At 42.2% G+C, this 15,037-nt stretch carries 14 protein-coding genes; 2 read left to right on the plus strand and 12 right to left on the minus strand.

What is annotated here, in order from left to right:
• The first annotated feature begins 116 nt into the window (after positions 1-116).
• Together FOC72_RS04880 and FOC72_RS04885 are read left to right on the plus strand one after the other, a co-directional pair.
• Positions 117-722, plus strand: coding sequence for an NADPH-dependent FMN reductase (locus FOC72_RS04880; RefSeq protein WP_002900396.1), 606 nt, complete (start codon positions 117-119; stop codon positions 720-722).
• Between the two features lie 17 nt (positions 723-739).
• Positions 740-1,984 (plus strand): NAD(P)H-dependent oxidoreductase, encoded by a 1,245-nt coding sequence (locus tag FOC72_RS04885; protein WP_002895552.1) that lies wholly within the window; start codon positions 740-742, stop codon positions 1,982-1,984.
• A 50-nt stretch (positions 1,985-2,034) separates the two neighbouring features.
• On the opposite strand, the gene sdbB is transcribed toward FOC72_RS04885, so the two are convergent.
• The 12 genes from sdbB to FOC72_RS04945 form a co-directional block, all read right to left on the minus strand.
• Entirely contained in the window at positions 2,035-2,610 is a 576-nt protein-coding gene (gene sdbB / locus FOC72_RS04890; protein WP_032914169.1) for a thiol-disulfide oxidoreductase-associated lipoprotein SdbB, read from the minus strand.
• A 16-nt stretch (positions 2,611-2,626) separates the two neighbouring features.
• Positions 2,627-3,334, minus strand: coding sequence for a thiol-disulfide oxidoreductase-associated membrane protein CcdA2 (gene ccdA2 / locus FOC72_RS04895; protein WP_002895555.1), 708 nt, complete (start codon positions 3,332-3,334; stop codon positions 2,627-2,629).
• A gap of 221 nt (positions 3,335-3,555) precedes the next feature.
• Complete coding sequence (locus tag FOC72_RS04900) at positions 3,556-5,259, minus strand: cache domain-containing sensor histidine kinase (protein WP_002895556.1); 1,704 nt, start codon at positions 5,257-5,259, stop codon at positions 3,556-3,558.
• The gene (locus FOC72_RS04905; RefSeq protein ID WP_002895557.1) at positions 5,256-5,990 is read right to left on the minus strand and encodes a response regulator transcription factor; all 735 of its coding nucleotides are present in this window, start codon (positions 5,988-5,990) and stop codon (positions 5,256-5,258) included. Before FOC72_RS04905 ends, FOC72_RS04900 begins: the two co-directional genes overlap by 4 nt.
• A 59-nt stretch (positions 5,991-6,049) precedes the next feature.
• The gene (gene msrB / locus FOC72_RS04910) at positions 6,050-7,159 is read right to left on the minus strand and encodes a peptide-methionine (R)-S-oxide reductase MsrB (RefSeq protein WP_002895558.1); all 1,110 of its coding nucleotides are present in this window, start codon (positions 7,157-7,159) and stop codon (positions 6,050-6,052) included.
• 15 nt (positions 7,160-7,174) lie between these two features.
• Positions 7,175-7,738: a redoxin family protein gene (locus FOC72_RS04915; protein ID WP_002895559.1), complete on the minus strand. Its 564-nt coding sequence runs from the start codon at positions 7,736-7,738 to the stop codon at positions 7,175-7,177.
• A 70-nt stretch (positions 7,739-7,808) separates the two neighbouring features.
• A complete protein-coding gene (locus FOC72_RS04920) occupies positions 7,809-8,129 on the minus strand; it encodes a hypothetical protein (RefSeq protein ID WP_002895560.1) in 321 nt (106 codons plus the stop codon).
• Between the two features lie 26 nt (positions 8,130-8,155).
• The gene (gene ccdA2, locus FOC72_RS04925; RefSeq protein ID WP_002895561.1) at positions 8,156-8,866 is read right to left on the minus strand and encodes a thiol-disulfide oxidoreductase-associated membrane protein CcdA2; all 711 of its coding nucleotides are present in this window, start codon (positions 8,864-8,866) and stop codon (positions 8,156-8,158) included.
• A 157-nt stretch (positions 8,867-9,023) separates the two neighbouring features.
• Entirely contained in the window at positions 9,024-10,352 is a 1,329-nt protein-coding gene (gene brnQ / locus FOC72_RS04930) for a branched-chain amino acid transport system II carrier protein (RefSeq protein ID WP_002895563.1), read from the minus strand.
• A gap of 412 nt (positions 10,353-10,764) precedes the next feature.
• Positions 10,765-11,319, minus strand: a complete 555-nt coding sequence (locus FOC72_RS04935) for a GNAT family N-acetyltransferase (protein ID WP_002895565.1) — start codon at positions 11,317-11,319, stop codon at positions 10,765-10,767.
• A 54-nt stretch (positions 11,320-11,373) separates the two neighbouring features.
• On the minus strand, positions 11,374-13,152 hold the full coding sequence (locus FOC72_RS04940) for an ABC transporter ATP-binding protein (RefSeq protein ID WP_002895566.1): 1,779 nt from the start codon (positions 13,150-13,152) through the stop codon (positions 11,374-11,376).
• Between the two features lie 13 nt (positions 13,153-13,165).
• Positions 13,166-14,902, minus strand: coding sequence for an ABC transporter ATP-binding protein (locus tag FOC72_RS04945; RefSeq protein ID WP_002895567.1), 1,737 nt, complete (start codon positions 14,900-14,902; stop codon positions 13,166-13,168).
• Between the last annotated feature and the right edge of the window lie 135 nt (positions 14,903-15,037).

Consider the following 15,037-nt stretch of genomic DNA (forward strand, 5'->3'; position numbering starts at 1 on the left):
TTTTATAACTAATGCCCATTAAAAAACACCCTCTCTTTCTTCAGGTTTTTACTTGCCTCAAGAAAAATAAATGCACTTACGAGGGATTTGTATCTTCATTTCAGAAAGGAAATTTTATGTTAAAACTTATTGCAATTGTTGGAACAAATTCTAAACGTTCTACAAACCGGCAACTTCTTCAATATATGTCTAAGCACTTCGCTGATAAGGCTGAAATCGAGCTTGTTGAGATTAAAGATATCCCAATGTTTAATAAACCTGCTGACAGAAACGTCCCTGAGTTGGTATCAGAAATTGCCGAAAAAATCGATGCTGCGGATGGCGTACTTATCGGTACACCTGAGTACGACCACTCTATTCCAGCTGTGCTCATGAACGCCCTAGCTTGGCTTTCTTACGGAATCTATCCATTGCTGAACAAGCCAGTCATGATCACTGGTGCTTCTTATGGTACACTTGGCTCCTCTCGTGCACAGTTGCAGCTCCGTCAAATTTTGAACGCTCCAGAAATCAAGGCAACTGTCCTTCCAGATGAGTTCTTGCTTTCGCATTCTCTTCAAGCTTTTGACCAAAGCGGAGACTTGGTAGATCTTGACGTTGTCAAAAAGTTGGATGCTATCTTTGATGACTTCCGTATCTTTGTCAAAATCACTGAAAAATTGCGCAATGCACAAGAATTGCTTCGCAAAGATGCTGAAGAATTCAACTGGGAAAAATTGTAAGATAGGAGACCGAAAGAATGAAATTTGTTGGAATTGTAGGATCAAACTACGAACAATCATATAACCGAAAATTATTGGAATTCATCCGCCGTCAGTTCAAAATTAAATTTGAATTGGAAGTCTTGGAAATCGATGAAGTCCCAATGTTTAACCAGGATGAAAAATGGGATGAAAGCTTCCAATTACGGTATTTGTATAACAAAATCACACGTGCAGACGGTGTCATTATCGCAACCCCTGAGCACAATCATACTATCAGCGCTCCTTTAAAGAGTGTCTTAGAATGGCTCTCTTACGAGGTTCATCCTTTCGAAAACAAACCTGTCATGATTGTCGGTGCTTCTTACTACGACCAAGGAACTTCTCGTGCTCAAGTTCACCTGCGTAAAATCCTAGACGCTCCTGGTGTCAATGCATACACTCTTCCAGGTAATGAGTTCTTGCTGGGCAAAGCTAAGGAAGCTTTTGACAATGATGGCAATATTACCAACGAAGGAACTGTGAATTTCCTTGAAACATGCTTAGATAACTTTATCAAATATGTAGAGGTCGTTTCAAAATTGAAAAAACCAAAACCAATTGAACCTGAAGACTTAGACTGCGGAAAACCAATCGCTACGACAATTACAGAAGTTGATCCAGATGATCCAGAATGGGTGGAAAAAGTCGCTGAAATCACCGGCGCTGTTTCAGGCGATACTTATGTCAAACTCGACCATGGTATCTTGACCGTTAACCAGATTGATATGTTCTTGAAGGCTATGCCGTTTGAATTGACGTACGCTGACGATAACAATCAATTCCTCTACTACAACAACGCCCACCAAGACCCAGACACCATGTTTGCCAAACGTGTGCCACCTCAGTCAGGTAGCCGCATGTCAACCGTTCATGGTTCTCTTCCACCAGCTCGGATGAAAAATGTAGAGTGGGTTATCGGAACACTTCGCAACGGAAACCAAGAATACGTACGTACAATCGTCCCAGGTTCACCTGCAGGCGTTATCAATACCCACAACTACCAAGCTATGTACTATCCTGACGGATCATACGCAGGTATCAATGAAATCGTCTTTAATTTCCAACCATGGCTTGACTGGTACTTAAAAGAAACTGGTCAACGTTTGGTTGGAGGCAGCGGACCATTTGCTCCTGCCGGAGGTCATGGAGACGCAGACGCTACTTCTGGTGCTTCTGATGCTGGAGGCGATGGAGGTCATGGAGACGGAGGAGCTGATGCAACATCAGGTGCTAGCGCTTAATTACCTTACAAACTTAAAAAGAATGGATGATAAGTCCATTCTTTTTTGCTTTATTTCATTTCTTTGAAAGCTGCTTCTGCATCAGCATTACTGATAGCTCCAAACTGGATTTTACCGATTTTCCCTTGACTGTCAATGAGGAATTCAGTCGGGATACTGCGGATCTGATAGGCTTGGAAAATTTCTCCTGAAGTATCAAACAGAACTGGTACATCTTTATAACCTTGTTCTTGAAACCATTTTGGAAATTCCTCGACAGATTTCTCTCCTTGGAGACCTGGTGCTACAACTGTCAAGATTTCAAAATCACGATCTGTTTTACCAGCCAATTCGACCAATTCCGGCATACTCTTCTTACAAGGTCCACACCAAGAAGCCCAGAATTTTAGATAAACTTTCTTGCCTTTGTAGTCAGAAAGTTTGACTGTTTTTCCATCCATAGACTGCAAAGTAAAGTCAGGTGCCTCTTGACCGACAGCTGCTTGGGCGACTGTACTTGTCTGAGCAACTTCGCTAGATGAACTACTGGTTGTAGGCATAGTCATAGGCTTATCCTCCTGTTCTGAGCAGGCTGCCAAAAAGGCTACAGCTGACACAGTTGCTAATAATGTAACGAATTTTTTCATATTTCTTTCTCTCCTTTTATCCAAAAAGTCCAGACAGGGCATTAAGCTGTCCTAACATCAGCAGAATTCCCATCAGAATAATCAGAGCTCCGCCGATTTTCTTCATCAGGCCCATATAAGGCTTGATTTTATTAAAATACTGCATAACAAAGCTAGATGCCAAAGCTAGGATTAGGAAAGGCAGGGCCATTCCCAAAGTGTAAATCAAGGTCAAAATTGCTCCCTGAAAAGCACCATTCCCACCTGAAGCTGCTAAGGCTAAGACTGAGCTGAGAATCGGACCAATGCAGGGAGTCCAACCAAAGCTAAAGGTAATCCCCAGTAAGAAAGCAGACCAAAAATGATGTTTCTGGCCGTTCTTTTTAAAAGTCAAGCTCTTTTGAATCTGTAACTGACGAATATTAATAAGCTCCATCTGATGCAGACCTAGCAGAATGATGAGGCCGCCCATCACATAACGAAAGGTCGGACTGTAAATAATAGTTCCTAAAAATCCAGCTCCAAAGCCAAGCAAAAAGAAGACTGTCGAGATGCCTGCAATGAAAAAGAGCGTTCTGACCATGCCTTGCCAAGCAAGCTCCCGGCCAAATACTTTTAGGGTCTTGACCTCCTTGTCATCCAATAAAATGCCAATATAAACCGGCAATAAGGGAAAAATACAAGGGGAAAAGAAGGACAAAATACCCGCTAAAAAAACTGAAACAAAAAATAAAGGTGATTCCATTTACTCTCCTCTAACTACTTACGTAGAATATACATTCACTTATCATTATAAATGAATCTTATAGATTTTTCACAAATCTGCTACGGTAATTTTCTTGCAAACATTGTGTGACTCGGAAAAGAGAAAAACTGCTTGATGAACAGCAAAAATAGTGCATTTTTTCAAACAGTAAAAAGCCGGAGAAAGTTCTACCGGCTTGAATATTTTAAAACTTAATAGACCTAATCATCTGTAACTAGCGGCAAATAAAGACTAATCTGGGTAAATTTATCTGGTTCGGACTGGATTTCCATATGGTAGTCTTCTCCGAACTGCAATCTTAAGCGTTGATCGACATTTTTCAGACCAACACCACCTAAGCGAGGGAGAGTCTTGTCCGTAGAGTCGCGGAGTTCAAAGCCACAGCCGTTATCATAGATAGACAGTACCAGCTGCTTCTCTTCTGCTGCCGCAGTAACGCGAATCATGCCCTGTCGGTCAATTTCCTTGATGCCATGGTAGATGGCGTTTTCAACCAAAGGCTGAAGTACCAGCTTGGGCAGTTTATAATCAGCTATAGATTGATCCTCTTCAATCGCATACTGGAGCTTGTCACCATAGCGCTGCTTCTGGATAAAGAGATACTGGCGAACGTGATCAATCTCATCTTTAAGAGCAATCTGTTCGTGTCCTTGATTGAGAGCCAAACGGAAATACTGAGCAAGTGACTTTGTTACCTCAACAACACGCTTGCTGTCGTTAAACTCAGCCATCCATACAATGGTATCCAAGGTATTATAAAGGAAGTGGGGGTTGATTTGAGCTGAGAGAGCTCGGAGCTCATAGCGTCGGACATTTTGTTCTTCAGTCTTGACAGCTTCCATCAGCTGTTCAATCTGATCCAACATTTTATTGAATTGCTGAGCCAAGTCAACCAACTCTGGAGAACCCTTTGCTTCTGCCCGAAGGTTTGAGTCGCCCGAGCCAATCTTCAGAATGACAGCCTGCAGATTCTGCAGAGGCTTAATCCACAAACGCAGGACAAACCAAATACCAGTCAAACACATCAGGAGTGCTAAAATGCCCATTCCCACAAAAGAATAAAGCATCTGTGACTGAAGCATCTGCAATTGCTCTAATGAAGCAATGCCAATTAAAGTCCAGTCGCTGTCCGCAATATCAATCTGGTAGACAAAAGCCTGTTTCTGATCTGCGTAACCGTCCTTGACCGAGATATAGGGCTGCATAGCTTTCATTTCCTGACTGGAGGAATAAACACTCTTCTTTGGATGATAGACAAATTCATGCTGGCTATTGACAATAAAACTAAAGCCTTTCTTCCCTAGCTGAAGCTGATCCAGATAGGCTTTGAGACTGTTATAGCCGATATCCAGACGCAAAACACCGAGATTCTCCCCTGCTTCATCCACCACTTCCTGAGTGACAGAAACAACCCACTTCTCCTTCTCAGATGACAGAGACTCCTTGCGAGCAGGAGTCAAGACAGGCATGGCTCTGGTATGGACAGCTTCCTGATACCATTTTTCATTCATCATATCAGAGGAAGTCTGCATACTGATTTGAGAATCTGTCGAGACCACGCGCCCGTCCTTGGTAACCAATACTGCCGACACCAAATCCGGATCTGTCTCAATGATGGTTTTCATCAAAGACTGAACTGCCGTTTCGCTGCTTTCTTGATTCTGAGCAAATTTACGAATCGTTTCTTCCTTGCTTAGTGTAGAGGTGGTTTGTTTTAATTTCTGCAAATAGGAAGCAATGAACTGCCCACTTTGCTCCATGCTATTACGCGTCGTCCGCTCTGTCAGCTGTCGAATAGTCCCCGAGCTAGTTTGATAGTAAAGACTCCCAACAACCCCCAAGAGTAAAAGAACCAGCAGAAAAATATAGACAATCAACTGGATAAGAAGCGGATATCGTTTCATTTCTCCTCTCCTTTTTTAAACTGCCGAGGTGTCAGCCCGACCACCTGCTTGAAGCGCTGAGAAAAATAGTTCATATCTTCAAAACCTACCTGCTCTGCTATTTCATAAATCTTCAAATCTGTAGTCAGGAGTAAGAGCCTTGCTTTTTTCATCCGCTCTTGGATCAGATAATCTTGAAAAGGCAAGCCTAATTCTTTTTTGATAAGAACACTTAGGTAGGACGGACTAAAACCCAATTGGAAAGCCAAACTTTTCAGACTTAATTCTGAATCAGCTAGACGCGCATGAATAGCCTCTTCCAACTCAGAACGTTGACCTTGATCGACCAAGTTTTGAATCTGGGCTTTTTTGCGTTCTTTATCAAGCTTGGTCTGCACCTTGGCCAACATTTCCTCAACATCATCCTTGGAAAAAGGCTTTAGCAGATAGTCATCAGCACCTAGCTTAATGGCCGTCCGAGCATAGTCAAAATCATCATAGCCCGTCAGAAAAACGATATGGCAAGTAGGAACCTGATCTCTGACTAGCTTGGCCAGTTCGAGGCCGTTCATCTGTGGCATATTGATATCGGTTAGCAGGATGTCAGCAGGATTTTTCTGAAACTTCTGCCAAGCTTCTCTTCCATTTTCAGCCTGGGCAATGACTTGCATACCAAACTGTTCATAGTTTACCAAGGACGCAATTCCCTGTCTTACCAGATACTCATCCTCTACAATCATAATTGAATACACAAGATTCAACTCCTTATTTATACTGGATTTATTATAGCAAATTTTTAATCAAAATGCTCTTAAACATAATCCAAAAGGTAACCGTAGCCCTTCTCCTCCATCTCAGCTTTGGGAATGAACTTAATTGAAAGACTATTGATGCAATAGCGCAAGCCGCCCTTGTCCTTAGGACCGTCTGTGAAAACATGGCCCAGATGGGAATTTCCAACCCGACTGCGAACTTCCGTCCGAGTCATGTTGAAACTCTTGTCTTCCTTGTAAGTCACTACATCTGGACTGATAGGACGGGTGAAACTTGGCCAACCGCAGCCAGAGTCAAACTTATCCTTCGATGAAAAGAGAGGCTCTCCCGTCACCACATCCACGTAGATACCAGCATCGAACTTATCCCAATAGCGGTTAGAAAAAGCCCGCTCTGTGTCATTCTTCTGTGTAACTGCGTATTCTTCTGGCGAAAGCTTAGCCTTAATCTCTTCATCGCTAGGCTTAGGATAGCGACTAGCTTCGATAACTGGGTAAACAGCTTGATTGACATCGATATGGCAATATCCATTAGGATTCTTTTTTAGGTAATCCTGGTGATAATCTTCTGCTTTGATAAAGTTTTTCAGAGCTTCTTTTTCAACAGCTAAAGGTTTATCATATTTCTTAGCAACCTCATCAAAGACCTGATTAATAGTCTCAAGATCAGCTTCATCCGTATAGTAGATGCCTGTCCGATACTGGGTACCCTGATCATTTCCCTGCTTGTTTTTAGAAGTTGGATCAATGATGCGGAAATAATGCAGCAGAATTTCTTTGAGAGAGATTTTTTTGGCGTTGTAAGTAATGTGAACAGTCTCAGCGTGACCAGTTTGAGAGACCAATTCATACTTGGTCGTGTCTCCCTTACCATTTGCATAGCCTGATACTGCATCAATTACACCTGGCACGCGTGAAAAGTACTCTTCTACTCCCCAGAAACAGCCGCCAGCCAGATAAATCTCCCGCTTGTCCTCTTCCTTGACGTCTTCTTGTTTTTGTTGATATACAGCTTCTGTCTTGCTCATAGAGGCTTTCTTGATCTGTTCAGGAGATGATTGCTTACCATTCCCCACAATCACATAGACCAGTCCAAAGCAGACAAGCAAGCCAAGCAGAACCAGAAGAATCTTCCATTTGCCTTCCATGTTTATTACTCCTTTCTACTTGATTTCTTTTAGTGTTTTCTCAATATCTTCCTTGCTCATGTAGCCAATATGCGTCTTGGCAAGAGAACCGTCGCTGCCTACGAAAAGTGCAGATGGATAAGAGCGAATCCCGTATTCTTTCAGTAATTCACCCTTGGTGTCCATGAGAACTGGGAAGTCTTTGTAATCTAAAGACTTGTACCATTCCTTGAAATCATCAGCAGACTTTTCTCCATTAAAAGTCGGAGACACCACCGACAGGACAACATAATCTTTTCCTGACTGCTCCTTAGCCAAATCATTAGTATCACCAAGTGTGGATAGACAGATAGAACACCAAGAAGCCCAAAACTTAAGGTATACTTTCTTGCCTTTAAAATCAGACAGTTTGTAGGTCTTGCCGTCCACACCTTGCAGGCTAAAGTCTTTTGCCATCTTGGTAGATTGCCCAGAATCCGCTTTTGTTTGCATATTGCTTTTATCACTTTTAGAAACTTCCGAGTTCATTTTCTGATTTGAACAGGCTCCCAAAAAGCCGACACAAAGCAGACTGATAGTCAATATTGATAACTTCTTCATCGTTTTCTTTCCTTTCAAAATAAGGAGAAAGCCGACAAAACTGACGACTTTCTTTCCTATGGTGGAATTCTTATTTGTCAGATGACATTTCGGATGAATCTTTCATGTCATCCTTCATGCTTGAATCACTTGATTTCATATCATCTTTCATATCAGACTTATCGTCTGACATCATAGAAGAATCCTTCATATCATCTTTTTTCATTTTATCATCAGACATGCTGGAGTCTTTCATATCCTCTTTCTTCATGTCGTCTTTTTTCATGTCATCTTTCTTCATCATGCTGCTGTCATCCGTCTTCTTCATATCAGAATCTGACTTTTGATTAGAGCAGGCTGCTAGGACAAAGATACTAAGTGCAGCGATTGTAAGTGTAGTGATTTTTTTCATGATGTTCTCCTTCAATTATATAATTTTTATCCAAATAATGATGCTAAAACGTTTAGATTTCCAAGCATTAGCAAAATTCCCATGAGAATGATGAGTGCTCCGCCGATTTTCTTAAGTGTTCCCATATAAGGTTTGAGTTTCGCAAAGCGCTGTAATACCCAGCCAGAAGCCAAAGCCATTGCTAGAAATGGAAGCGCTAATCCAAGTGTATAAACCAACATAAGCAAGCCTCCCTGAAGAGCGCCGTTACCTCCAGAAGCTGCAATTGCTAAAACAGAACTCAGAACAGGTCCCACACAGGGCGTCCAACCAAAGCTAAAGGTAATCCCCAAGAGAAAAGCGTTAAGAAAGTCACTTCTTTTACTATTCTTTTTAAGTTGGATGCTCTTTTGCTTTTGCAGTTGCTGGATATTAATGATTCCCATCTGGTGGATTCCCAGTAGAATGACAATCCCACCAAGAACGTAGCGAAACCAAGGGGCATAGAGGACTTGCCCCAAAGCACCGGCTCCATAGCCCAAAACTAAGAATACAGTTGATAAGCCAGCTATAAAGCAGAGCGTCTTAACTAGACCATACCAGGAAATATCTTTTCCCATAAACCGAACTGTTTTCGGCTGATCCGAATCCAGCAGAATCCCGACATAGACTGGCATAAGCGGTAAGATACAAGGCGAGAAAAAAGAGAGAATCCCCGCCAGAAAAACAGAAATAAAGAACAAAAAACTTGTTGCCATTTCAAAAACCTCTCTATCAATTTCTGACTCTAGTATAAAATAAAAATCTCCCTAAAAATAGGGAGATCGATTTGAAAAAACTTGAATTTGATGTTATATTGCTTGAGATTTCTGGATTTTGCAAAAACATCCACCACATTGTGACAGATGTTATCTATTAGCTTTCCATCTCGAAACGCTCACTCTTTAGCCTATTTGGCAAAAAGAGAGAAAGCAGGATTCCAACTAGAGCCGGCACCAACCAAGGCAATGAAGCCTGAGAAAATGGAAGGGCATTTACCATATCATTTACCTTTGTAATATGGAACTGCTGCCCAAGAATAGCCGCAAAGGAAATCAGAGTCACTGCTGCTACTGTCAATTGCATGCCGATTTTGGACAGTGGCAAGAATTTATTGACGATGACAATCAGAACGATAACAATGGTAATTGGATAGAGAATTTGCAAGACTGGAACAGAATATTGAATAATAGCATTAAGCCCAAGATTAGCAATCGCAAACCCAATCAAAGTAAAGACCGTTGCGTACACTTTATAAGATACCTTAGGGAAAGTTTTATGGAAGAATTCCCCAGTTGATACAATAAGTCCCGCTGTTGTGGTGAAGCAAGTCACAGTGACCATAGCTGCAAGGAAAATCTGTGCTGTAGGTCCAAAGATAGCCTGTGTCGCCTGCGACAGGACATAAACACCTGGATTGCCTTTGGCAATAATCTCAGCTGGAACTGGGAAATGATTGCCTAGAAAAGCCAAACCGATATACATGGCGCTAAAGCCCAACGCTACCATCAAACCAACAACCCAGATGGTTGAAACATATTCCTTTTTATTCTTGAAACCAAGCTGGTTAAGAGTTGTTACAGCAATTACGCTGAAAGCCACGGAAGCCAAGGCATCCAAAGTATTATAACCTTCCAAGAAGCCTTGCCCAAAAGCTGACGCTAAATAAGCTTCCGATGCCTGCTGAGGAGCATTGGAGCCGTATTTAAAAGCCCCTAGAATGACTAAGATGATGATCAAAACTGCAAAAACCGGCGTCAGAATACGTCCAATCCGATCCAAAATCTTAGATGGATTCAAAGAAATCAGATAAGCCGCCGCAAAGTAAAGTGTCGTGAAAACAATTAATCCGATGCCCGCCATATTTTTAGACAACATAGGGGCAATACCGACTTCATAGGCCACTGTCGCTGTCCGCGGAATAGCAAAGAAAGGCCCGATTGACAGATACAAGGCTACAAGATAGACAATAGCAAACCAAGGCGCAATCTTCTGAGAAATCTCGTGGATATAGCCCTTAGGATTGAGCGTTCCAATAATCAAAGTCAGGACAGCAAGCCCAACCCCAGATAGGACGAAGCCTGCAATAGCCGGCCAAAAATGCTGACCAGATAATGTTCCAAGTGAAGGCGGGAAGATCAAGTTTCCAGCACCGAAAAACATTCCAAACAGGAGCAAACCTGTCAAAGCACCTTTTTTAATCACGAGAATCTCCTTTTTAATTTTTCATGATTTATCATTATATACGTAAATAGCCCGCTCCGCAACACTTTTAACTTTTCACGGTAAGCTAGTTTAAAAAACGAAATAAATCGAAATATTTTTGAAGATTTTTAGCAAATTCCTGACTTATCCACAGATTTAAGGCTTATTTTAAATTATTTTAGAATAATACAAATAAATTTGTTTTAAATCGTATTTATATAACTTCACTATTACCTATCTTTTTAAAAGTTTCCTTACTTTAAATATATATGCTCTACTGTTTCTGAATGCGAGAAAAATACAATATTGTCCTTCCAGATCCAAAACAAAATAAAAGAGATTTTTCATAGTAAAAAGGTTGAGACATCCTATCTCAACCTTTTAAAAATGGCTATAAAACATTTAGCAATCTTTACACATCGCTAAATCTTCTGTACTTAATTTCGAATTCAAAGAAGTTCTTCTCTTGCAGCATATGGAAAATATCTCGATAAGCCTCCTCATCAAAATGATGTCCCAAATACAAGATTTCAAAGCTTAACCCTTCATATTCCAGAAAGGCATTGGTCGTTCGAAAGCCATTACGCTTATAGAAGTCCATACGTGCTTGACGTTGCTCTAAATTGTCACATTCTTCATCGACACGTTCTACCTCTAGAACCATAGTTTTTTGATAAAACTCTGTCAGTTTATGAATGATTTCTCCCCCATAGCCATGGCTGCGAAGGTGCGGCATAATCGCAAAGAAGCTGACATAGAACATTTTTTCGTTATAAACTGCAAAAGCAAAACCAACAAATTCTTCCTCATTGTAGAAGGCAAAGAAATGAGACCGTTCATCATTGGTATAGCGGAGAAATTCATTAATAGGAACTCTCTCTTCTTCAGGAAAGGCTTCTCGATTTAAGGCCTCCACCTTATCTAAATCAGGAAATTCTGCTGTAATAATTTGACTAGTTAAAGACATTGCTACCTCACTTTGCTTATATTCTAGCAGTTATCAAATGATTTAGCAAACCTTTTAAACTTCTTCTGCTTTTTTAGAAAATTGACTCTGATAAAGGTCATAATAAAATCCTTTATCAGCCAAGAGACTCTCGTGATTGCCTTGCTCGATAATCTGACCATCCTTGAGCACCAAAATCTTATCCGCTTCTTGAATGGTCGACAGTCGGTGAGCAATGACAAAACTGGTCCGCCCCTGCATGAGAGTCTTCATAGCTTTCTGAATCAAGAGCTCCAGCCGTGTATCGACAGATGAGGTCGCTTCATCCAAAATCAGAATCTTAGGATTGGCCAAAAGAGCCCTCGCAATCGTAAGCAACTGCTTCTGCCCCAGCGAGATATTGCTGGATTCTTGATTCATTTCCATATTGTAGCCGCCTGGTAAGGTCCGTATAAAGTGGTCCACATTAGCCGCCTTGGCCGCCTCTACAATTTCTTCATCAGTGGCTTGCAGATTGCCAAAACGAAGATTTTCCTTTATAGTCCCCTCATAAAGCCAGGCATCCTGCAACACCATACCGAACTGTTTACGGTAGTCCTGACGGGACAGATGGCGTATGTCATGCCCATCAACTGTAATCGCGCCTTTGGTTACATCGTAGAAACGCATGAGCAAGTTAATCAACGTAGTCTTACCAGCACCAGTCGGACCGACAATAGCCACCATTTCTCCAGGTTTGACTTCCAGATTGAAATTCCGAATGAGCGGCTTGTCTGCCACATACTGGAAGTCCACATCCTTGAAGCTAACCTGACCTGTCAGATCTTGCTCCAGCTTTTCTGTCCTATCATTGACTTCATCTGCTTCGTCCAGCACTTGGAAAATCCGGTCTAAAGAAGACTTGGCACTCTGCAGCTGACCAGCCAGCTGAGTCAGGTTTTGAATGGGCTGATTAATCTGCCAGACATACTGAACAAAGGCTTGCATATTTCCGACTGTCAATCGCCCTGCAATAACCTGAAGGCCGCCCAGCAGGGCCAACAAGAGGTAGGTCAGATCTGAAATAACATTCAAAACAGGCATCATCAAACCAGAAATAAAGCTGGCTTTAAAACCTACTTTCTGCAGATTTTGCGTAATTTGACGAAAATCCTCCTGGGAGCTTTCTTCTCTGACATAGAGCTTCAAAATATTAAAGCCTGTCAGATTTTCTTGAACAAAGCCATTCATAGCTCCTAGTGCATCTGCCTGCTGTTTAAAGTACGGCTGGGATTTCTTTACGATAAAGCGAGCACTGAGGTAGGTAATCGGAATAGAAATTACCACAATTATCCCCAACTGCAGATTGAGTACTAATACCATTACGATGACCAAGATTAGAGTAAAGACTGCGTTGATAACTTGCAGAAAGGACTGCTGCAAGGCATTGGAAACAGCTTCGACATCGCTGGTAAAACGCCCCAGCAAGTCACCAAACTGATGCTTATCAAAGTAAGAAACGGGAATACGATTAATCTTATGACTAAGTTCATCGCGCAAGTCCCGAATGGTAGCCTGCACTGCATTGGTCATAAAGTAATTAGAATAGTAAGAACCGATTTCATAAAAAATCGCCCGCAGAAAATACAAGACCATGACCCAGCCAACATAGAACACATTAATCTGGGCGCCAGCCACCCCTTTAGCCATATCTAGCAGATTATTTGTCAGTTCAGTAATGGCTAGACCTAAGACAAAGGGCTCGACGACACTCATAACGACACTGAGGATTTTGAGGAAAATCGCAAAGGCGACTGCAAATTTATAAACTTTTAGGTAGCTCCACAGACGAGCAAAACTTGACGTGTTTTTCATGTCAGTCTCCTTTCTATTCCTCTGTCAAAGCTTGATTCTTCAGCTGCGAATCCGCAATTTCACGATAGATATCATTAGTTTCCATCAGCTCTTCATGCTTCCCGCGTCCAACGATTTCACCCTGATCCAGAACGATAATTTGGTCAGCGTCTATGATGGTTCCCACACGTTGGGCTACAATCAGCACCGTTGCCTGACCTGTCACTTCCTTGAGGCGACGACGAAGCACCGCATCTGTCTTATAGTCCAGAGCAGAAAAAGAGTCGTCGAAGATATAAATATCCGGCTTTTTGACCACCGCGCGGGCGATAGAAAGCCGCTGCTTCTGCCCACCGGATAGATTGCTGCCTCCCTCAGCCAGATGAGTCTCAAAACGCTCTTCCCGGCTCTCGATAAAGTCCTTGGCTTGAGCAACCTCAGCCGCCTGACTCAGCTCTTCCTGACTAGCCTCTTCCTTTCCATAGCGCAGGTTTTCTGCGATAGTTCCAGTAAATAGCAGAGCCTTCTGCGGAATAAAGCCAATCTTCTGACGTAGAGCTTTCAGATTGTACTCACGGACGTCCACACCGTCCACTAAAATCTTACCAAGTGTTACATCGTAAAAGCGCGGAATCAGCTGCACCAGTGTAGACTTACCAGAACCAGTAGAGCCGATAAAGGCGATAGTCTCACCTGGCTTGGCCTTGAAGGAAATATTATGCAGTACAGGACTCTCTGTCTCACCTGGATAAGCGAAGGTTACATTGTCAAACTCCAGATAACCCTTCGTCTCTGTCTCGGTTACACCATCTTCGTTAGGATTGATTGAGATTGGCATGTCCATGACTTCCTTAAGCCGTTGACTCGATACCGCCGTCCGTGGATACATGGTAAAGAGATTGGCCAAGAAGAGGAAGGATAGCAGGGCGTGAAAGCTGTATTCGATAAAGGCAACGAGATTTCCGATTTCAAGACTGCCGTCCCGCAAAGGATCTAGGGCAAACCAGACAATAGCCACAATCATCGCAATAATAATCTGCACAAAGAGTGGCTCTGTCAGACCAGTCAGCTTAAAGAGCTTATTGGAGTTTTGCGCATAGACCTCATTTTCATCGGCAAAACCCTTCTCTTGAAATTCCTCCCGCGCAAAAGCTCGAATAACGCGCAGACCAGTCAGATTTTCCCTCACATACTGATTAATCTTATCAAGGGTCTTCTGCTGCTTTTCAGACAGGGGCTTGGTTTTAACCGCCACATAAATGACTACGACAGCCAAGAAAGGCACTGAAACAGCTACAATCCAGGCCAAAGACGGACTAGTCAGAAAAATCATGAGAATACTGGACAGCATCATCATGGGAGTAATGACACCCATTTTCAGGGTTTGCTCCGCAAACTGCATAAGTACAAAAGCATCCGAGGTCAAGCGCGTGACCAAAGAAGACACACCGATTTGCTCATACTCATGATGAGAATACTCTTGCAGCTTGGCATAGAGATCATTGCGCATGTCCTGCACCATGGTCGTCGTTAGCTTCCCAGCCGCATAAGCCAGAACGATTCGCCCCAGCACTCCTAAGATAATAACGCCAAACATCACCCAAGCCCAGAAAAAGAGCCGGTCTGTCTGCTTAGGATTGATTCCCTCATCAATCATGCGAGCCAGCACCGTTGGCAACCCTAGATTGACAATCACAAAAAAGATTGCCGCTACAAAATCCAAGACCAGCCACTTAGGATATCTCTTCAAATAAGACCAAATGTATAACATAATTCCTCCTTCACCATCTATTCAAAAATAACTCACTCTAAAGGACTCAGTGCTTTGAAAACACAGAAAAGAGCGCGCAAATGCACGCTTTAATACAAATATTATAACAAAAATATGAAGGAGGGTAAAGGTCAT

The sequence above is a fragment of the Streptococcus sanguinis genome, assembly GCF_013343115.1.
Classification (GTDB): Bacteria; Bacillota; Bacilli; order Lactobacillales; family Streptococcaceae; genus Streptococcus; species Streptococcus sanguinis_H.

Bases quoted from the DNA above. Each gene is read 5' to 3' on its own strand.
- sdbB (WP_032914169.1), bottom strand. From the start codon at position 2,610: ATGAAAAAATTCGTTACATTATTAGCAACTGTGTCAGCTGTAGCCTTT.
- FOC72_RS04885 (WP_002895552.1), top strand. From the start codon at position 740: ATGAAATTTGTTGGAATTGTAGGATCAAACTACGAACAATCATATAAC.
- FOC72_RS04915 (WP_002895559.1), bottom strand. From the start codon at position 7,738: ATGAAGAAGTTATCAATATTGACTATCAGTCTGCTTTGTGTCGGCTTT.
- FOC72_RS04935 (WP_002895565.1), bottom strand. From the start codon at position 11,319: ATGTCTTTAACTAGTCAAATTATTACAGCAGAATTTCCTGATTTAGAT.
- ccdA2 (WP_002895561.1), bottom strand. From the start codon at position 8,866: ATGGCAACAAGTTTTTTGTTCTTTATTTCTGTTTTTCTGGCGGGGATT.
- FOC72_RS04920 (WP_002895560.1), bottom strand. From the start codon at position 8,129: ATGAAAAAAATCACTACACTTACAATCGCTGCACTTAGTATCTTTGTC.
- ccdA2 (WP_002895555.1), bottom strand. From the start codon at position 3,334: ATGGAATCACCTTTATTTTTTGTTTCAGTTTTTTTAGCGGGTATTTTG.
- msrB (WP_002895558.1), bottom strand. From the start codon at position 7,159: ATGGAAGGCAAATGGAAGATTCTTCTGGTTCTGCTTGGCTTGCTTGTC.
- FOC72_RS04900 (WP_002895556.1), bottom strand. From the start codon at position 5,259: ATGAAACGATATCCGCTTCTTATCCAGTTGATTGTCTATATTTTTCTG.
- FOC72_RS04880 (WP_002900396.1), top strand. From the start codon at position 117: ATGTTAAAACTTATTGCAATTGTTGGAACAAATTCTAAACGTTCTACA.
- FOC72_RS04940 (WP_002895566.1), bottom strand. From the start codon at position 13,152: ATGAAAAACACGTCAAGTTTTGCTCGTCTGTGGAGCTACCTAAAAGTT.
- FOC72_RS04945 (WP_002895567.1), bottom strand. From the start codon at position 14,902: ATGTTATACATTTGGTCTTATTTGAAGAGATATCCTAAGTGGCTGGTC.